At 70.0% G+C, this 20,055-nt stretch carries 12 protein-coding genes; 8 read left to right on the top strand and 4 right to left on the bottom strand.

The genetic code is table 11. The features are described 5' to 3' along the window. Positions 1 to 111 precede the first annotated feature (111 nt). Positions 112 to 3,489 carry an AAA domain-containing protein gene (locus tag ACFU5M_RS23575; protein ID WP_379052686.1) on the top strand — a complete coding sequence of 1,126 codons (3,378 nt, stop codon included), beginning with the start codon at positions 112 to 114 and terminating at the stop codon, positions 3,487 to 3,489. On the opposite strand, the gene ACFU5M_RS23570 is transcribed toward ACFU5M_RS23575, so the two are convergent. Together ACFU5M_RS23570 and ACFU5M_RS23565 are read right to left on the bottom strand one after the other, a co-directional pair. Beyond that, the gene (locus ACFU5M_RS23570) at positions 3,459 to 4,637 is read right to left on the bottom strand and encodes an amino acid deaminase/aldolase (protein ID WP_379052653.1); all 1,179 of its coding nucleotides are present in this window, start codon (positions 4,635 to 4,637) and stop codon (positions 3,459 to 3,461) included. The two genes, ACFU5M_RS23575 and ACFU5M_RS23570, sit on opposite strands and share 31 nt — an antisense overlap. A 43-nt stretch (positions 4,638 to 4,680) precedes the next feature. Then, entirely contained in the window at positions 4,681 to 5,163 is a 483-nt protein-coding gene (locus tag ACFU5M_RS23565) for a TetR family transcriptional regulator (RefSeq protein ID WP_379052652.1), read from the bottom strand. A gap of 416 nt (positions 5,164 to 5,579) precedes the next feature. On the opposite strand from ACFU5M_RS23565, the gene ACFU5M_RS23560 reads away from it, so the two are divergent. Beyond that, the gene (locus ACFU5M_RS23560; protein WP_379052650.1) at positions 5,580 to 6,326 is read left to right on the top strand and encodes a tyrosine-protein phosphatase; all 747 of its coding nucleotides are present in this window, start codon (positions 5,580 to 5,582) and stop codon (positions 6,324 to 6,326) included. Between the two features lie 7 nt (positions 6,327 to 6,333). Here ACFU5M_RS23560 and ACFU5M_RS23555 read toward each other — a convergent pair whose 3' ends face one another. Together ACFU5M_RS23555 and ACFU5M_RS23550 are read right to left on the bottom strand one after the other, a co-directional pair. After that, the gene (locus ACFU5M_RS23555) at positions 6,334 to 7,587 is read right to left on the bottom strand and encodes a class I adenylate-forming enzyme family protein (RefSeq protein ID WP_379052649.1); all 1,254 of its coding nucleotides are present in this window, start codon (positions 7,585 to 7,587) and stop codon (positions 6,334 to 6,336) included. 92 nt (positions 7,588 to 7,679) lie between these two features. Further along, complete coding sequence (locus ACFU5M_RS23550) at positions 7,680 to 8,474, bottom strand: enoyl-CoA hydratase/isomerase family protein (RefSeq protein WP_379052648.1); 795 nt, start codon at positions 8,472 to 8,474, stop codon at positions 7,680 to 7,682. 38 nt (positions 8,475 to 8,512) lie between these two features. Between ACFU5M_RS23550 and ACFU5M_RS23545 the strand changes: the two genes are divergently transcribed. The 6 genes from ACFU5M_RS23545 to ACFU5M_RS23520 all read left to right on the top strand — a co-directional run bounded on the left by ACFU5M_RS23545 (position 8,513) and on the right by ACFU5M_RS23520 (position 20,009). Next, positions 8,513 to 9,538 carry a glutathione S-transferase family protein gene (locus ACFU5M_RS23545; protein ID WP_379052647.1) on the top strand — a complete coding sequence of 342 codons (1,026 nt, stop codon included), beginning with the start codon at positions 8,513 to 8,515 and terminating at the stop codon, positions 9,536 to 9,538. Between the two features lie 149 nt (positions 9,539 to 9,687). Beyond that, entirely contained in the window at positions 9,688 to 10,413 is a 726-nt protein-coding gene (locus ACFU5M_RS23540; RefSeq protein WP_379052646.1) for a hypothetical protein, read from the top strand. After that, complete coding sequence (locus ACFU5M_RS23535) at positions 10,410 to 11,399, top strand: ATP-binding cassette domain-containing protein (RefSeq protein ID WP_379052645.1); 990 nt, start codon at positions 10,410 to 10,412, stop codon at positions 11,397 to 11,399. The genes ACFU5M_RS23540 and ACFU5M_RS23535 overlap by 4 nt, the downstream gene beginning before the upstream one ends. Next, complete coding sequence (locus tag ACFU5M_RS23530; protein ID WP_379052644.1) at positions 11,396 to 12,178, top strand: ABC transporter permease; 783 nt, start codon at positions 11,396 to 11,398, stop codon at positions 12,176 to 12,178. Before ACFU5M_RS23535 ends, ACFU5M_RS23530 begins: the two co-directional genes overlap by 4 nt. 51 nt (positions 12,179 to 12,229) lie before the next feature. Then, positions 12,230 to 16,102 carry an ABC transporter ATP-binding protein gene (locus tag ACFU5M_RS23525; protein ID WP_379052642.1) on the top strand — a complete coding sequence of 1,291 codons (3,873 nt, stop codon included), beginning with the start codon at positions 12,230 to 12,232 and terminating at the stop codon, positions 16,100 to 16,102. Positions 16,103 to 16,208: 106 nt separating this feature from the next. Next, on the top strand, positions 16,209 to 20,009 hold the full coding sequence (locus ACFU5M_RS23520) for a multifunctional oxoglutarate decarboxylase/oxoglutarate dehydrogenase thiamine pyrophosphate-binding subunit/dihydrolipoyllysine-residue succinyltransferase subunit (protein ID WP_379052640.1): 3,801 nt from the start codon (positions 16,209 to 16,211) through the stop codon (positions 20,007 to 20,009). Positions 20,010 to 20,055 lie beyond the last annotated feature (46 nt).

The following is a 20,055-nucleotide window of genomic DNA, read 5'->3' as shown; positions in this document are numbered from 1 at the left end:
GGAGGGTAGGCCGAGGTCAGGCGCGCTAGCTACAGTGTTGCGGTCCGTGTGTAATTCGGCGCACGCCGGCAGCGGGTGTCCCGCGAAGACACAGGAGGGCCGCGTTTGTTCGTGTTCGGTGATCGTGTCGTCTGCACCACCGTCGATCTCGTCCGCGCGGCGCACTGCGAGTTCGCGCTGCTGCGCGCCCTCGACGCCGAACTGGACATCATCCCCGCCGAACCCGGAAGCACCGCAGTGGGGCCGCGAGCCTTGCCCGGGACCGAGGAAGTCCGGCAACGCCTTCTCGCCGACTACCGCACACGGTTCGGCGGCGCGGTAATCGAGATCGACCATCCGCCGGACGAACCGAGCGATCCGGCGCGGCACGTCGCGGCACTGACCGCCGCGCACGCCGACACGGTCGCCGCCTTGCGCTCCGGCGCTCACGTGGTGCACGGCGCCACCTTCTTCGACGGCCGCTTCCAGTGCTCCGCCGACTTTCTGGTGCGGGCCGAACACCGGGTTCGCTACACCGTGCACGGCATCGCGCCCACGACCGCCGACCGGGTTGGCGCCGCGCTGGAACTCGCCGCATGCGCCGAAGCTCTGGACCGCTCGGGCGCGCTCACCGCACCGCTGGTGCGGCTGCACCTGGGCGAGGAGAGCAGCGCTCGCGCGCTGAGCGAGTTGATTCCGCTGCATCGGGCGCGCAGGCGCCGGGTGGAGCGCATCGTCGAGGAAAAGCTCGGTGAACTGCTGCCCGTGCAATGGGGCGATCCCCGGTATCTCGCCTGCGGCCGCTGCCACACCTGCACCGAGGCACTGGCCGCCGCGCGTGACCTGCTGCTCGTGGCCGGCATGCCGCCCGCGGCGCGCGCCCGGCTGCGCGAAGCGGGGGTGAACACCCTCGATCGGCTGGCCACCACCGAGATCGCGGTGCCCGGGGTGCCGCCGCGCACCATCTCCGCGCTGCGCCGCCAAGCGGAAATACAGCTGCGGCGCGAAGGTTCGGGCGAGCCCACGCACGCGCTGCTCGACGCGACCGCGCTCGGGGCGCTGCCCGCGCCCTCCCCCGGCGATCTCTCGCTCACCATCGCGGGCGGCGGCCGCACTCCGCTCGTCGTCGAGGTCGGCGGCCCGGACACGGTGCACCTGTCGTTGCGCGGGCCGAGCGGATCGAGCGAACCCCGCCATGCCGCCGCCGCGGAACGCCGGGTACTCGAGCAGGTGCTGGACTATCTGACCCAGCGCCGCCGGATCTATCCCGACCTGCACGTCTACCACTACTCCGCCGCGGTGCGCACGGCGCTGCTGCGCTGCACCGGACGACACGGCGTCAACGAAGAACTCGTGGACGAACTGCTGTGCGACGGCGTTCTGGTCGACCTGTATCCGATCCTTCGTAACGCGCTGCTCATCGGGGAGTCCTCCTACCGGCTCAGCGGCCTGCGGCGGCTGCTTCCCGATTCGTCCGCCGCCGAACACGACTGCCACACGGTGCTGCGGCTGCGCGATTGGTTGCTCCATCGCGCGGGCGAGCAGCGCATCGCCACGCGGACCGTGACACCGGGGCGGCCGGATGAGTGGTGCACGGCGGTCCCCGGCGAGCCTGTGCCGCCGCCGTCGTCCCGGCCGTCGTCACTGGAGGCCGCGCTCGCGGAATACGCCGCCGCGCAGGGCGATCCGCTGCACCCCGCCGCGTTGACAGCCGCGGCGCTCGGCTACCACCGGCGCGAGCGGCAGCCGCTGTGGTGGGCGCACGCCGACCGGCTCAGCCATCCGGTGGACGAATGGGCCGAGGCTCCGGGGGTTCTGGTCGCCGACTGGGGCACGGTCGACACCAAGTGGCATCGGCGGCCCGACCGCCCGGCGATGCGGCGTTACCTGACCCTGACCGGCCGGATCGGCACCGGCTCGAGCGGCGCCCCCGGCCCGAGCACGCTCACCCCGGGCACCACCGTCTACACCTTCTACGACCAGCCGATGCCGGGCGGCATGGTCACCGGGCCGGGCCGGCGGGCCACCGCGACGGCGACGGTGCTCGGCTGCTCGGTGGACACCGAATTCGACGACACCGTCCGGCTGGAGGAATCGCTGCCCGAGGGCTGCGAACCCTACGACGAACTGCCCTCCGCGATCGCGCCCGGCCTGCCGGACTGGGACGAGAACGCCGAGCTGGCGATCGAACTCGCGGCGCAGCAGTTGCTGATGACCTTGCCGGACGTCCCGCGCGCGGCCGTCTTCGACATCCTGGCGCGCCGCCCGCCGCGGTTGCGCGGCGACGCCCGGCTGCCCGAGGTGCACGGCGACTACGCCGCGGCGATCACCGCCGCGCTGTGTGCCCTCGACGACTCCTACGTCGCCGTGCAAGGCCCGTCGGGCACCGGGAAGACCGCGACCGCGGCCCGGGTGCTGGAGCGGCTGATCACGCGGAACAAGTGGCGGATCGGCATCGTCGCGCGAGAGGCCGCCACCGTGGAGAACCTGCTCGACGCAGTCGTGCGGGCGGGCGTGCTGCCGGAACTGGTCGCCAAGAAGGACGCGGCGGCGGTCGCCCCGGAATGGGTGGTGATCGACGCCAACCGTTATCCGCGATTCCTGGACAACGCGATCAGCGGTTGCGTCCTCGGCGGCGATCCGGCCGATTTCGCCGACGAGGATCTGGTGCCGCGTGCGGGCCTCGACCTGCTCGTCATCGCAGACGCGGGCCGCTTCCCGCTGGCCGAGACCGTGTCCGTCGCGGCGTGCGCACGCAACCTGTTGCTGCTCGGCGACCCGGTCGCGTCGAGCGCACGCGGCGCCCACCCCGCCCCGATCGGCGAATCGGTGCTCGGCTGGCTGGCCGCAGGGCGGCAGACCTTGCCCACCGAGCGGGGCTACTTCTTGGACCGCACCTGGCGGATGCACCCGGCGGTCTGCGAACCCGTTTCCCGCCTCTACTACGACGGTCGTCTGCGCGCCAACGAGACGGTCACGCTGGCCCGGCGCCTGGATGGCGAGGAGCCCGGAGTGGACACCGTCATGGTGGACCACTACGGCAACGCGACCGAGTCACCGGCGGAGGCCCGCGAGGTGGTGCGCCGGGTCCGCGCCCTGCTCGGCATGTCCTGGACGATCGGCGCGACCACGCGCAGGCTGCACCCCCACGACATCTTCGTGGTCGCGCCGTACGCCGCGCAGGTGGGGCGCATCCGCACCCTGCTGGCACGCGCCAAGATCGAAGACGTCCTGGTGGGCACGCCGGATCGCTTCCGCGGCCGGGAAGCGGCGGTGGTGCTGCTGTCCATGACCACTTCCTCCCCCGCCGACGCGCCCTACGGCATGCCGTCGCTGTTGTCGCGGGGCTTGATCCACGCACTGTGCCGCGCCATGTGGAAGGCGATCGTCATCCGCTCGCCGCTGCTCACCGAGTATCTGCCCGCGAGCACGGACGAGCTCGCCGATCTCGGTGCGTTCCTTCGGCTGACCGACGCGGGTCAGCCGAAACAGACGCCCTCGCCCCGGTAGGTCGGCACGCCGACGCGAGAGCCGTCCTCGTCGACCAACTGCAGGACGTCGAACCGCTCGCACAATTCACCGGCCTTCGCGTGGCGAAACCACACCCGATCGCCGATCCGGAGTTCCGCGGCGCCCGACAGCGGGGTCTGCACTTCACCGGCGCCCTCGGTGCCGAGCAGCTTCAATCCGCGCGGCCACACCGGCTTGGGAACCCGCGACGGTCCGGCGGGGCCGGAGGCGATGTAGCCGCCCGCGAAGACGGTGGCGAGACCGGCCGCGGGCCTGCGCAGTACGGGCGTGGCGAAATACAGCGCGGGCCTGGGGGTGAACGCCCGGTAGTCGTCGAACAGCGTTGGCACGTACAGCCCGGACCCGGCGGTCACCTCGGTGACATCCGGATCGGCGACGCTGACCTCGATGGATCCGCTGCCGCCGCTGTTGACGATCTCGAGTTCGCCGGTCACCGAGCGGACCGCGTCGAGCACCTCGGCCCGTCGTCTGCGGATCTCCGCCGCGGACACCCGCTTCACCAATCGCACCGCGACATTCGAATCCGGTAGCCCCGCGATCTGCGCCTCGTAGGTCATCACGCCCACCACGTCGAAGCCTCGCCGCAGCGCCTCACCCGCCAGCGTGGCCGCCTGCTGCGGCGTGCGCACCGGAGAACGGCGCACACCGAGGTGCAGCGGGCCGATGCGCAGGGAGGCGTCCACGTCCAGGCAAACCCGTGGCCGTACCCGCTCGGTGCCGACGGCGGCGCGGATCAGATCGAGTTGCGCGGCGTCGTCGATCATCAGCGTGATAGATCGCAACAGGATGTCGTCGGCGGCCAGTTCCGCCAGCGCCGCGCGGTCCACGCTCGGATAGCCGAGCAGGACATCGCGCGCTCCGTGGCGCACGAGCCAGAGGGCCTCGCGCAGGGAGTAGGACATGACGCCCGCGAAGCCGCTCGCGGCGGTGAGATCGGCGCCGAGGACTTCGGCGAGCACGGCGCGGCAGCGCACGGATTTACTCGCCACTCGTATGGGGGTGCCCGCCGCTCGACGCACCAGGTCGGCGGCGTTCGCGCGCAGGGTGGGCAGGTCCAGGGCGGCCAGGGGCGGGTCGAGCTCGGCGGTGGCCGCGTGCAGCCCCGCGATCGGCGACGTCTCGGTCACCAGGACAACTCAACCACCAAGTTGGTCAAACGTCCAGTATTTGTCAGATCTCGGCGGCCTTGGTGGCCAGTCCGCTGACCATCTCGTCGAGCACCACCAGCATGGTCTCGTCGTTGCAATCGGCCAGCCAGCGCAGAACCGTGCCCTGCACGATCGAGACGACATTGCAGGCGATCGCCTCTACCGGCTCCAGCCACTGCGTTCCCGACCGCTCGGCACACAACTTCAGGAACGCGGTCACCTCCGCGTCCTTCTCCCGGTAGAACTCCGAGGCGATCGGATCCGGGAAGCAGTTGCTCTTGACCTCCCAGCGCGCGCGCAGCGCCTGCAAGGTCATCTCATACGACTGAATCTGCTTGCCCGGCGTTGCCTTGACCAGCGGCCAGTAGGCACTGACCCCGGCGTGCAGCAGCACCCGCAGCGCGCGCAGGCCCGTGTAGTCGAGCGTGGCGGCCGCCGCTTCGACCGCCTCGGTGACGGCGGGGCGTAGCCGGATTTCTGTTATCACTTCTCCACGTGCGCTCAACGACGACTCCCTCTCGGCGAAAGAACTCACGCACCTTCGTCGGCGCGACTCGCTGAACAGGGCGGGCAACATCGGGAAATACTCGAGCTACCCGGTCCAACGTTCACCAATGGTAGAGCGTTTTCGGGGTTTGAGAACGGGTTCGATGGGTAATTCCGAACTGAGAGAATGTTTTGTTACCCAACCGGGATCGCTACGCGACCATGCCGTGTCGCCCGGAAATCCAGCTATGACGGTGGATCTGGGCCTCGATTCAGCACCCGACAGACCGTTGACAACGGTACGGTCCGGGTCGCCGGCAACCCAAATCCTGTGGCAAATGCCACAGTGAAACCACCCAAATCGGTCAGCATATCGTGCGGGGTCCGATCCGCTCCCGGCACCTTTTCGTTCCGCGTGGCGGATAACCTGGATCGGTGACTCTCTCGCCCCCTGCCGACCAGTACTTCCTCTCCGGCACGTTCAACTTCCGCGACACCGGCGGGCTGCGCACCCACGACGGCGCCAAGGTCCGCCCGGGCGTCCTGCTGCGCTCGGCCCAGCTCAGCGGACTCGACGACGCGGGCCACGCCGGGCTGCGGGAACTGGGCATCAGCGACGTCCACGACCTGCGCGGACAGCGCGAGATCGACCACATCGGCGCCGACCGGCTGCCCGCGGACGTCCGGCTGACCATCACTCCGTTCGACTCCCGGATGGCCGAGGCGCCGCCGCACGAGGCGACCGCGCGGACCGCCTACACGCACATGCTCGAGGTCTACCGGATGTTCCCGGCGCTGCCCGAGGCGCACGCCGCCATCGCTTCGCTCGCCGAGTCCATCCTGCGGGGGGAAGGCGCGGTGCTGGTGCACTGCGCGGCGGGCAAGGACCGCACCGGCTGGGCGGTCGCCACGCTGCTGCGCGCGGTCGGCGTCACCGAGGCCGACGTCCAAGCCGACTACCTGCTCAGCAACGGGGCGGTCCCCGCGCTGCGCGCCCTGATGACGGGCAAACTACTGGCCGGGGAGGAGTTGTCGATCGACCTGCTCGGTGTGCGCGAGGAGTACCTGGACATCGCCACCGCGTCGATGCGCGAGTTGCACGGCGACCTGGACGGTTATCTCGCGACCATCGGGTTGACGCCCGACCTGCTCGCGCGGCTACGCGAGCGAATGCTGGAGTGAGAGCGGATCACTCGACCGGCACCGCTCCCCTGCGCACCAAGCCGTCGGCGTCGATCGTCACTTGGTCTCCGGTGTGGAACCAGGTTCCGGTGAATCGCGCCGCGGTCGTGGTGGGGTCGTTCCAGTAACGAGGGGTGATATTCGGCCCGCGGCACAGCAGTTCCCCGTGGCCCGTCGTCGCCCGCGGACCCCACAGCGCCAATTCCGTTCCGCCGAACGGGAACCCGAGCACCGTGGCCGCGTCGGAGGAGTCCGCCTGCTCGGCGTCGTCCACCGCGAGACCGATGCCGCTGGTTTCGGTCGCGCCCCACACCGACCACTGCCGAGCCGCGGGAAACACACCGCGCAATTCGGCCGTGAGTTCCACGGGAGCGACCGGGGACGCGGCACGTTCGGCGCGATGACCGGCTTTGCTGATCCGTGCGATGCCCTGGGTGCACAACCCTTCGGAGCGCAGTCCGGCGAGTTCGGGAAGCAGGCTCGCGAAGATCCGCGGCGTCGCGGAGACCATGTCGATCCGCTCGGCGGTGATGGCATCGGCCATGCCCCGGGCGTCCCGGGTGAGTACCACGGTGCCGCCGACGGCGAAGGTCGGCAACAGTTGATCGACGCAGCCGCTGGCGTGCGCCAACGGCAGCAGCACCAGGTTGCGCAGACCATCGGTCGGCAGGTCCAGCGCCGCGACCACCGAGCGCACGGCCGACAGCAGATTCTCGTTGGTCAGCTCCACGCCCTTGGGCGTACACGTCCCGCTCGTGTAGCTCAGCAGTGCCAGGTCGCCCAGCGCCGCGCCGTCATCGATGTAAGCGGCGCCGTCGGGCAACTCGTCCTCGGCGCCCCCCGGGCCGAGCACGAAATCGGCACGGCTGTCGGCGATCACGCGCTCGGCCACCGCCTCGGGCAGCCCATCGTGCACCAGCACCGGTACCGCGCCGCTGAGCAAGGCGCCGAGGAATGCCTGCACCCAGCGAGCGCCGGAGGGCATGTGCACGGCGACGCGGTCGCCGTATCCGATGCCGTGCTCCTGCAAGCCGCCCGCGATCCGGGAGGCGCAGTGCCACAGCTCGCGGTAGGTCAGGCGCGGGCCGCCGATCTCCACCACGGCTTCGCGGTTACCGAAGGCGTGCACTTGCAGATCCAGCAGTTCGGTCAGCGCGGGTGTGAGGTTTCCGTAGCGCAGCACCCCGTCGGCGCCACGGGCTAACGGGTTGTCCCAGACGTGCGGGCCGGTGAGGGGATATTCGACGAGCAACTGCGACATTCGTCCTCCGCATGCCTCGAGGTATCAGGCACTGCGACTATATGACGCATGTCACAGCTTCGCTGGAATAGGCGATGAACGTGTCCCAGCTGTCACCGCCCCGAGTAGCGCGCCTTCCCCGGACCCTGCTCGAGGAAACTGCGCACCCCGCCCTTCAGGTCCTCGGTGTCGAACAGCACGCTGGACACCTCGGGCGTCACCGAATCCGCGTGTGCCACACCACCGGAACGCCAGGCCTCGATGATCTTCTTGGTCGCCGCGTTGGCCTTCGTCGGGCCATCGGCCAGCCGGTTGGTCAGCGCTCGCGCCACGGCGTCGAGGTCTTCGTGCACGGCGTTGACCACGCCCCACTCGGCCATCGTCGCCGCGTTGTAGAGATCACCGGTCATCACGAACTCGCGGGCCCGTCCGGAGCCCGCGCGTTCGGCGAGGCGCTGCGGGCCGCCCATCGACGGGGTCAGCCCGACCACGATCTCCACCAACCCGAACCGGGCCGTCGGCGCCGCGAGCAGGATGTCGCAGGCGAGCGCGATCTCGAAGGCGGCGGTCAGGGTCAACCCGTGCGCGGCGAACACCACCGGACACGGCAGCGCCTCCAGCGGATGGATGATCTGCGCGAACAGGGTCCGCCACAACTCGGCGCCCTGCTCCGGGGTCAGGCCGTCGAAAACGTGCACGTCCACGCCGCCGGACACCACCTTGCCCTCGGCGCGCAGCAGCAGGGCGCGCGGCGGCCGCGCCGACAGCTCGGCGATATCGGCGATCAGCGCGTCCAGCATCGCCCGATCGAAGAGATTGAGCGGCGGATGGGCGAGCGTGAGGGTCGCCACCTCCGCGCCGCCGTCGGTGCGGTCTCGTTCCAGCCGGGTGGCCTTCGTTTCACTCATCCGGTCAGCGTACGAGGTCGATCTGGAAGACTGTCGGTGTGACCAAGTCGGCCAGCGAGCGCGGTTCCTATGTCGAGCCCGGCGAGTTCAAGAGGGACACGAACTACATCACCACCCGGATCACGGCCGACGGCCGCGACGGCTACCCCGTGGAGCCGGGGCGCTACCGACTCGTCGCGGCGCGCGCCTGCCCGTGGGCCAATCGAACGCTGATCGTGCGCAGGTTGCTCGGGCTCGAGCCGGTGCTCTCGCTCGGGCTGTGCGGGCCCACGCACGACAAACTCAGCTGGACCTTCGATCTGGACCCCGGTGGCGTCGACCCGGTACTCGACATTCCCCGGCTGCGCGACGCCTATCTGGCGCGGTTCCCGGACTACCCACGGGGCATCACGGTGCCCGCCGTCGTAGACGTGCCGACCGGGCAGGTCGTCACCAACGACTACGCGCAGATCACGCTCGATTTCTCCACCGAGTGGACCGCGCACCACCGGCCCGGCGCGCCGCAGTTGTATCCGGAGCCGTTGCGCGCCGAGATCGACGAGGTGAATCTGGCGGTGTTCCGCGACGTCAACAACGGCGTCTACCGCTGCGGGTTCGCCGGGGCGCAGGACGCCTACGAGGCCGCCTACGACCGGCTCTTCGATCGCCTGGACTGGCTGGCCGAACGCCTTCGCGCGCAACGGTATCTGGTCGGCGACACGATCACCGAGGCCGATGTCCGGCTGTTCACCACGCTGGTCCGCTTCGACGCGGTGTACCACGGGCACTTCAAGTGCAACCGGTCCAAGCTCAGTGAGATGCCGGTGCTGTGGGCGTACGCGCGCGATCTGTACCAGACCCCCGGGTTCGGCGACACGATCGACTTCGGGCAGATCAAGACGCACTACTACGTCGTGCACCGGGACATCAACCCGACCGGAATAGTCCCCAAGGGTCCTGATCCGACGAACTGGCTGACCCCGCACGGCCGGGAGTCGCTCGGCGGCAGGCCGTTCGGTGACGGAACCCCGCCATCCCCTCCGCCGTCGGGCGAACGCGTGCCCGCGATCCACACCCCCGCGTAACGGGCGCGGCCGGACGACATCCATCCGGTCGAAAGCGAGGCAGCCGCCGGTGGAACCGATGCGGCTGGGTACTTCGTTGTCATGATGAGCTGACGGCAACCGGTGCCATACAGTTCTACCCAGCAGACCGGAAGAGGAGGATGCCGCCGATGCTCAAAGGCGCGTTCGAGAAGACGGTGGTCGAACTGCTCGACACCGGGTCCCGCCTGCAGGCCCCCGCGGTCGCCAAGTATGTGGACCGAATTCGTCGCTCCCACCCGGATGAAAGCCCCGCGCAGATCATCGACCGGCTGGAGAAGCACTACCTGCTCGCGGTGACCGGCAGCGGCAGCGCGGTCGGCGCGACCGCGGCCGTTCCCGGCGTGGGCACCGTCGCGGCCATCGCCGCGGTGAGCGCGGAGACCACCTTCTTCATGGAGGCGTCCGCGGTGTTCACCCTGGCAGTGGCCGCGGTGCACGGCATCTCGCCGGAGGACCAAGAGCAGCGCAGGGCGCTGGTGCTGGCCGTCGTGCTGGGCGAGAGCGGCATGCAGATCGTGCAGAAGAGCGTCGGCAGTTCCGCGAAGAACTGGGGCTCGGCCTTCGCCAACCGCATCCCCGGATTGTCGAGCATGAACGATTCGCTGCTGAAGCGGTTCATCATCCGGTTCATCACCAAGCGCGCCGCGCTCATGGCGGGGAAGGTACTGCCCGCCGGCATCGGCGCCGTGATCGGCGGCGCGGGCAACCGCGCCCTGGGCAAGGCCACGATCAACAACGCGCGCAAGGCATTCGGGCCGCCGCCGGCCACCTGGCCCGGGCACTTGGTCATCGACGCCGATCCGCTCACCGCGATCGACCCGGCGAAGCCGCGACCTCCGGCCGAACCACGATGAGCGGGACGCGGCCGATCGCGTTCGCGGTCCAAGGCTTGACCAAGCGGTACGAATTGGCGACCGCCTTGGCCGACGTCAGCTTCACCGTGCCCTCCGGCGCGATCGCCGCGCTGGTGGGTCCCCCCGGCGCGGGCAAGACCACGATTCTGCGGGTGTTGCTCGGACTGGTCGTCCCCACCTCCGGAACCGCGTCCGTCGGCGGGCCCGGTGCCCGCCGAGACGGCACGGGCTCGGGGAGCGTGATCGGCGGCGTTCTAGCGCCACGCGGTTTGCCTCCGGCCCGTACCGCGCGAGAGCACCTATGGATCTACGCCGCCGCGGCGAACGTCGCCGACAGCCGGGTGAGCGAGGTGCTCGAACTGGTGGGGCTGGACGAGCACGCCACGACGAAGATCGGCGCCCTGTCGATCGAGCAGCAGGCCAGGCTGGCCCTGGCCACCGCGCTGCTCGGTGATCCTCCGCTGCTGGTGCTCGACGATCCGATGGACGGGCTCGACGCCGCCGAACGCGGCTGGCTGCACGACTTCCTGCGCAGGCACACCCGGCGCGGCGGCAGTGTCCTACTGACCAGCGAGAGCCTCGGCGCCGTACTGCCCGCCGCCGACCAGTTGGTCGTGCTGAACGAGGGCACGGTGGTGTACCAGGGCACTCCGGCGCGGCTGCGGCGTGGACATCCGGACCGGCTGGTCGTCGCGGCGTCCACGCCCATCGCGCTGGCCACCATGCTCGCGGCACAGGGTTTCACCGACGCGGTGATCCGGCCGGACGGTCGCCTCGCCGTCGCCGAAGCGAGCGAAGCGCAGATCCGCACGGCCGCCACCGCGGCGCAGGTGCGCATCGATAGCATCGTCGCCGATCCGATCCATCCCGACCGCGTGCTCGCGTCGCTGACCAAACCCACCGCCGCGCCCGTGCCGCACTACCCGGGTCTCGCTGCGCCCGGCGCCCAGCCCCCCTCGCCGATGCCCTACGGAATTCCACGATGATCACCATCCTGCCCGCGGACTTGGTGCCGAACGTCAACTCCGAGGTGCGCAAGGTCGTCACGATGCCGCGCGCCAGGACGCTCGCCGCCGCGCTGCTCGCCGTGGCGCTGTTCGCGAGCCTCGTGTCGGCGGGCCTGGCCGGGCCGCCGGATCCGCGCGGCCAGCCCGCCACCGGCGCGGCGACGATCGGGCTCTACGTCGCGCTGGCTCTGGTGGTGCTGGCAGCCGCGGTATTCGGCGCGGTGGGCACCGGCGCGGAGTACCGGCACCACAGCATGGCGGTAACCGCGCTGTTCACCACCGACCGCGACCGGCTCGCTGCCGGAAAATTCCTGGTCATCGGGTGTTGCGCGCTGGTCGCCGCATTAGCGGTGGAGCTGGTGTCGGTCGGGGCCCTGTTCGGCGTCGGACACAGCAAGGTCGCCGTCACCGGGGAGTTCTTCGCCGTTCTCGGCGGCGGGCTGCTCGCCGCGGTCTGCTGGTCGCTGATCGGCGCGAGCGCGGGCATCCTGCTGCGGTCCTCGACCAGAGCCGGGACGCTGCTGCTCGGCTGGATGGTGCTCGCCGAACCTTTGATCTGGCTGATCGCGCGCGGCCTCGGCATTCCGGGCGCGGTCACGCTGCTGCCCGTCTCGGCCACCATCGGCACCGTGGCGGTCGGGTCCTACCCGGACAGCGATCTGCTCGCCCCCGCTCCGGCCGCGGTCGTGGTCCTGCTGCTGTGGACCATCGGTCTGGGCGCCGCGAGCTGGTGGAGCCTGCGCACCCGCGACCTGTGACCCGCGGCTCATAGGGAACAAACGGCTTGTCGGCCGGTGTCGGTACCGTCGATGACGAACGCGGTACGACAAAGGGGGCGAGCGAACGACGTGGACGGGGGACGTGAACCCGGCTGGATACGCAGGCTGTGGGCCGAATGCCTACCGCACCGCGCGGTGCTGGGCGGCCTGGCGGCGGCGGTGGTCGGCGGGGCGATCATCGAGACCGCGGGGCCGCTGCTGACCAAACGGGCCCTCGACGCGGCGGGGATCGGTGACACGACGGCGATCAGCGCCGTCGCCGTACTGATCCTGATACTGGCCGTCGGCCGGTCCGCGGCCGGATTCGGGCGGCGCTGGCTGGCCGGGCGGCTCTCGCTTGACGTGCAGCACGCGCTGCGGGTGCACCTGCTCGGCGCATTGCAACGACTGGACGGCGTCGGACAGGACACACTGCGCACCGGGCAAGTGGTATCGCGCTCGATCACCGATCTCCAGTTGGTCCAAGGTCTGCTGGCGATGGTGCCGCTGTCGGGCATGGCGCTGCTGGAATTCGGGCTCGCCGCCGCGGTCATGATCTGGCTCTCCCCGCCGCTGGCGGCCGTCGCGCTGCTGGTGGTGCCCGCGATCGGCCTGGTGGTCTACCGCATGCGGCCGCGCCTGCACGCGGCGACCTGGTCGGCGCAGCAACGCGCCGCCGATCTCGCCCAGCACGTCGAGGAGACGGTCACCGGTGTGCGGGTGGTCAAAGGCTTCGGCCAGGAATCGCGGATGGTCGATCTGCTGGAGCGGCACGGTCGCAAGCTGTTCGCGGAGCGGATGCGCGCCGCGCGGATCGACGCCGGGTTCGCGCCGTCCATCGCGATGATTCCGCAGCTCGGCATGGTCGCCGTCATCGCGCTCGGCGGCCTGCTCGCGCTGCACGGCAGCATCGGCATCGGCACCTTCGTCGCGTTCGCCGCCTACGTCGCCGTCATGACCGGCACCGCGCGCATCCTTTCCTCGGTCATCGTCATGGCCCAGCTGACCAGGGCGGCCGCCGAACGGGTGTTCCAGGTGATCGACACCGCGCCGGTCATCGCCGACCCCGAGCACCCGGAGGAACTACCGAACGGCCCGCTCGGCATCGAGATCGACGCGCTGAGCTTCGGGTTCGATCCCGATCGGCCGGTGTTGCACGAGCTGGATCTGCGCGTGCGGCCCGGCGAGACGGTGGCGGTCATCGGCCCGGCGGGTTCGGGCAAGTCCACGCTCGCCCTGCTGCTCCCCCGGTTCTACGCGCCGGACGCGGGCAGCATCCGGCTGTTCACCGACGCCACTGGGTCGCAGGCCGACTCAGCCGACGCGTTCAGCACCACTCGACCGCGCGCCGACGCCTTCACCGACGCCCGTGCGAGTTCGCCCGCCGGGACCCGCACCACCGAAACCGTCGGCGTGGACATCGCCGACGTGCGCGCCGACGACCTGCGCGCCGCCATCGGCGTCGTCTTCGACGATCCGTTCCTGTTCTCCGACACCATCGCGGCCAATATCGCCCTCGGGCGCCCGGAGGCCACCGACGAGGAGATCAGGCAGGCCGCCGTCCAGGCCGCGGCCGACGAATTCATCGCCGAGCTGCCCGACGGCTACGACACGGTGGTCGGCGAGCGCGGACTCACCCTCTCCGGCGGCCAGCGCCAGCGGATCGCACTGGCCAGAGCGCTGCTGGCCCGCCCGCGCATCCTGGTGCTCGACGACGCCACCTCCGCCGTGGACGCGGTCACCGAGGCCGCGATCTTCGATGCCTTGCCCGACAACGGCGGGCGGACCACGCTGATCCTCGCGCATCGGGAGTCGACGCTGGCTCACGCCGACCGCGTGATCCGGTTGCCCGCACCCGCCGGACACCTCGCTCCCGAGCCGGATCCGGCCGCGACCCCGGTCTCCCACGGTCGATCGGTCGACGGACCCTCCGGTCGTCGCTTCGGCAGCGCGGCCGCCGACATCAGCGAGACACCCGAGCTGCGCAAGACCATCGAACTCCTCCCACCCGCCACCGAACAGCCGAGCATGGACGCGCAGCGGCTACGCGAGCCGGATCCGGCGTTCCGGCTCACCCGCTTGCTGCGGCCGGTCCGCGCGCTGGTGCTGACGGTGATGGCGCTGCTGGCCGCGGACGCGATCATCGCGATCGCCTTCCCGCCGCTGGTGCGCTACGCGATCGACAGCGGCGTGCTCGGCGACGACGCCGCGGCGCTGGTCCGCGCGACGCTGCTCGGCGCGGTACTGGCCGGGGCGGGCTGGGCGGTCGGCGCGGCCACCACGTTGCTCACCGCGCGCACCGGCGAACGGGTGCTGTTCGCTCTGCGCGTCCGCAGCTTCGCGCATCTGCAACGGCTCGGCCTCGACTACTACGAGCGCGAGCTGTCCGGGCGGATCATGACCCGGATGACCACCGACGTCGACGCGTTGTCGACCTTCTTGCAGACGGGTGTCGCCACCAGCCTGATCGGCTTGCTGACATTGGTCGGCATCACGGTCGCGCTGCTGGTCATCGACGTCTCGCTGGCTCTGGCCGTGCTGTCGACGGTGCCGGCCCTGGCGATCGCGACGGTGCTGTTCCGGCGGGTGTCGTCCACCGCCTACACCGTGTCGCGCGAGCACGTGTCGGCGGTCAACGCCGACTTCCAGGAGAACGTGACGGGCTTGCGCGCGGTGCAGGCCAACCGCCACGAGCCACGCGCCGCCCGTCGATTCGCCGAGTACTCCCAGCGTTACCGCAACAGCCGGCTGCGGGCCCAGCGGGCGATCGCGCTGTATTTCGCCTTCGTCGTCGGATGGGCGGACGTGGCCTTGGCGGCGGTGGTGTTCTTCGGGGCGCGCGAGGTCGCCACCGGCACGACCAGCGCGGGGACGCTGGTCGCGTTCGTGCTGTATCTGGAGCTGCTGTTCGTGCCGATCCTGCAGCTGTCCCAGGTCTTCGACAATTACCAGCAGGCCAGGGTCGGCCTGCGCCGGATCGGGGACCTGCTGCGCACGCCCTCCTCGATCGCCGCCGATCCGGCCGCCCCGGTGCCCATCGACGGCGGGCTGAACGGTGACGTGACGTTCGACGACGTCCATTTCCGCTATGCGGGCAGTCGCGTCACGGCGCTGGACGGCGTCTCGCTGCGTATTCCGGCGGGTTCCACCCTGGCCCTGGTCGGGCCGACCGGCGCGGGCAAGTCCACCGTCGTCAAGCTGCTGGCACGGCTGTACGACCTGCCCCCGCCCCCTGGTTCCGCGAACCGGTCATGGCCTGCGGCCGTCGGACCGGAAAACGAAGCCCGAGTGGTCGCGGATGCCCCGGGCACGATCCGGGTGGACGGCGTCGACGTCCGCGACTACCGCCTCGCCGAGTACCGATCGCGGCTGGGCATCGTCCCCCAGGAAGCTCACCTGTTCACCGGCGACGTGGCGAGCAACATTGCATTCGGGAAACCATTCGCGACGCCCGAGGAGATCGCCGCGGCGGCCGCCGCGGTGGGCGCGACGGAGATGATCGCCGCCCTCCCGCACGGGATGAACCAGCCGGTCGGTGAGCGCGGCCGCGGCCTGTCGGCCGGGCAGCGGCAGCTGATCGCACTCGCCCGCGCCGAACTGGTCGCTCCGGACTTGCTGCTGCTCGACGAGGCCACCGCGACGCTCGACCCGGACGCCGAGGCATCGGTGCTGGCAGCGAGCCGGTCGTTGAGCCGAGACCGCACCACGGTGCTCGTCGCGCACCGGCTCGGCACGGCCGCGCGCGCCGACCGGATCGCCGTCGTCGACCATGGGCGAATCGTGGAGTTCGGCTCCCACGCGGAGCTGCTCGCGGCGGGCGGGCCGTATACCCGGCTGTGGGCAGCGGCGCAGGCGTCGGAGGGAATATTCTCAGGTGACGCCGGGTCATCACCCATAGGGTCGGGGGTGTCGGGTGGTCGGTGAATCCGCCGATTCGCTGCTGGGCCTATCCTCAGATAGGGCGCATCGGCGCGCAATCCGCTGATCCCCGTGCCGGGCACGTCACAAACGTCGCAGCGCGAAGAACGAAATGAGGCGAACACCTGCTGTGAGCAGCTCAACTTCCCAGTTCGGACAGAACCAGTGGCTAGTCGATGAGATGTATCAGAAGTTCAAGCAAGATCCATCTTCGGTCGACGAGAGCTGGCACGAATTCCTGGCCGACTACACGCCTGAGGTGAGTGGCGACTCCGGCAACAGCCAGCCCGCCCCCGCGCAAGCTGCCGCTACCACACCGGCTCCAGCGGCCGCCAAGCGCAACGATGCCAAGCCCGCCGACACCAAGCCCGCTGCCTCCGCGGCTCCGAAAGCGCCCGCCCCGGCCGCCGCCAAGCCCGCACCGGCCGCCGCCAAGCCGGCCGCGGTGACCGCGCGCACCCCGCAGACCACTCCGGCGCCGACCTCGAACGCCGCGCCGACCTCCGGCCCGAAGCAGGCCGACACCGCCGCCGACCAGTCCAAGGTGCTGCGCGGCGCCGCCGCCGCGGTAGCGAAGAACATGTCCGCCTCGCTGAGCATCCCCACCGCGACCAGCGTGCGCGCCATCCCGGCCAAGCTGATGATCGACAACCGCCTGGTGATCAACAACCACCTCGCCCGCACCAGGGGCGGCAAGATCTCCTTCACCCACCTGCTCGGCTACGCCATCGTGCAGGCTGTCAGAGCCTTCCCGAACATGAACCGGCACTACGCCGAGGTCGACGGCAAGCCGAACGCGGTCACCCCCGCGCACACCAACCTCGGCCTGGCCATCGACCTGCCCGGCAAGGACGGCAGCCGATCGCTGGTCGTCGCGGCCATCAAGGGCTGCGAGGCGATGACCTTCGGGCAGTTCCACACCGCCTACGAGGACGTCGTCCGCCGCGCCCGCGACGGCAAGCTCACCGCCGAGGACTTCTCCGGCGTCACCATCTCGCTGACCAACCCGGGCACCATCGGCACCGTGCACTCGGTGCCGCGGCTGATGAACGGTCAGGGTGCGATCATCGGCGCGGGCGCGATGGAGTACCCCGCCGAGTTCCAGGGCATGAGCGACGAGCGCATCGCCGAGCTGGGCGTCGGCAAGCTGATGACGCTCACCTCCACCTACGACCACCGCATCATCCAGGGCGCGGAGTCCGGTGATTTCCTGCGTACCATCCATCAGCTGCTGATCTCCGACGACTTTTTCGACGAGATCTTCCACGGCCTCGGCGTGCCGTACGAGCCGATCCGCTGGCGCAAGGACGTCCGCGAACGCGGCGTCGACAAGAGCGCCCGCGTGCTGGAGATGATCGCGGCCTACCGCAACCGCGGCCACCTGATGGCCGACACCGATCCGCTGCGGCTGGTCAAGGACAAGTTCCGCAGCCACCCCGACCTCGACGTCACTCAGCACGGCCTGACCCTGTGGGACCTGGACCGCACGTTCAACGTGGCGGGCTTCCACGGCCAGGAGCAGATGAAGCTGCGCGACGTGCTGTCGATCCTGCGCGACGCGTACTGCCGCCACGTCGGCGTCGAGTACACCCACATCCTCGAGACCGAGCAGCTGCACTGGATCCAGGAGCGGGTGGAGCAGAAGCACGCGAAACCGACTGTCGCGCAACAGAAGTACATCCTGAACCGGCTCAACGCCGCGGAAGCCTTCGAGACCTTCCTGCAGACCAAGTACGTCGGGCAGAAGCGTTTCTCGCTGGAGGGCGCCGAGGCCGTCATCCCGATGATGGACGCGGTGATCGACCAGTGCGCCGAGCACAGCCTCGACGAGGTCATCATCGGCATGCCGCACCGCGGCCGGCTCAACGTGCTGGCCAACATCGTCGGCAAGCCCTATTCGAAGATCTTCACCGAGTTCGAGGGCAACATGAACCCGGCCGCCACCCACGGCTCCGGCGACGTGAAGTACCACCTCGGCGCGCAGGGCACCTACCTGCAGATGTTCGGCGACAACGAGATCGAGGTCTCGCTCACCGCCAACCCCTCGCACCTGGAAGCGGTCGACCCGGTGCTGGAGGGCCTGGTTCGCGCCAAGCAGGACCTGCTGGACAAGGGCGACGGGGCCGAGGGCTACTCGGTCGTGCCGCTGATGCTGCACGGTGACGCCGCGTTCGCCGGTCAGGGCGTGGTCGCCGAGACGCTGAACCTGGGGGGCCTGCGCGGCTACCGGGTCGGCGGCACCATCCACATCGTGGTGAACAACCAGATCGGCTTCACCACCGCGCCGGAGAACAGCCGCTCCACCGAGTACTCCACCGACATCGCGAAGTTCATCGGCGCGCCGATCTTCCACGTCAACGGCGACGACCCGGAGGCGTGCGACTGGGTGGCGCGCCTGGCGGTCGACTTCCGGCAGAAGTTCCGCAAAGACGTCGTCATCGACATGATCTGCTACCGCCGCCGCGGTCACAACGAGGGCGACGACCCGTCGATGACCCAGCCGTGGATGTACGACGTCATCGACACCAAGCGCTCGGTCCGCAAGGCGTACACCGAAAGCCTGATCGGCCGTGGCGACATCTCGCTCAAGGAGGCCGAGGACGCGCTGCGCGACTACCAGGGCCAGCTGGAGCGCGTGTTCAACGAGGTCCGCGAGCTGGAGAAATACTCGCCGGGACCGAGCGAGTCGGTCGAAGACGACCAGCCGGTGCCCGCGAGCTTGGTGACGGCCGTGGACAAGGCCGTCCTGCAGCGCATCGGCGACGCGTTCCTCCACGTGCCCGACGGCTTCAACGTGCACCCGCGCGTCAAGCCGGTGCTGGAGAAGCGCCGCGAGATGGCCTACGAGGGCAAGGTCGACTGGGCCTTCGCCGAACTGATGGCCTTCGGCACCCTGATCGACGAGGGGCGCGCGGTGCGCCTGACCGGTCAGGACTCCCGCCGCGGCACATTCACCCAGCGGCACGCGGTGATCATCGACCGCAAGACCGCCGAGGAGTACACCCCGCTGCACAACATCGGCAGCGAGAACCCGGGCTGGTTCGCCGTGCACGACTCGGCGCTGAGCGAATTCGCCGCCGTCGGCTTCGAGTACGGCTACTCGCTGGGCAACCCGAACGCGCTGGTGTTGTGGGAAGCGCAGTTCGGTGACTTCGTCAACGGCGCGCAGTCGATCATCGACGAGTTCATCTCTTCCGGTGAGGCCAAGTGGGGCCAGCTGTCCGACGTCGTGCTGCTGCTGCCGCACGGCCACGAGGGCCAGGGCCCGGACCACACCTCCGGCCGCATCGAACGCTTCCTCCAGCTGTGCGCGGAGGGCTCGATGACCGTCGCGGTGCCGTCCACCCCGGCCAACTACTTCCACCTGCTGCGCCGCCACGCACTCGACGGCATCCGCCGCCCGCTGATCGTCTTCACCCCGAAGTCGATGCTGCGCAACAAGGCCGTGGTCTCGGACCTGAAGGACTTCACCGAGAGCAAGTTCCGCTCGGTCTTCGACGAGCCGGCCTACGAGCAGGGCATCGGCGACCGCAGCAAGGTCAAGCGCGTCCTGCTCACCAGCGGCAAGCTCTACTACGAGCTGGCCGCCGAAAAGGCCAAGCAGAAGCGCGAAGACGTGGCGATCGTGCGGATCGAGCAGCTCTACCCGCTGCCCGTCCGCCGCCTGAACGAGGCCTTGGAGGGCTACCCCAACGCCACCGACCTGGCATGGGTCCAGGAAGAACCGGCCAACCAGGGCGCCTGGCCCTTCTTCGGCCTCAACCTCCCCGAAACCCTCCCCGCCCGCTTCGCCAACACGAAGCTGCGCCGCATCTCCCGCCGGGCGATGTCGGCCCCGTCCTCGGGGTCGAGCAAGGTGCACGCGGTGGAACAGGCGGAGATCATCGCGGAGTCGTTCGAACCGACTGCGTAGTCACCTGAGTCAAATCGGGTCGATCGCTCTGGCCACAGAGCGATCG

The organism is Nocardia sp. NPDC057455, assembly GCF_042802775.1.
GTDB lineage: Bacteria > Actinomycetota > Actinomycetes > Mycobacteriales > Mycobacteriaceae > Nocardia.
The sequence above is the reverse complement of the archived record's forward strand: the minus strand, read 5'-3'. Positions and strand labels throughout refer to the sequence as shown.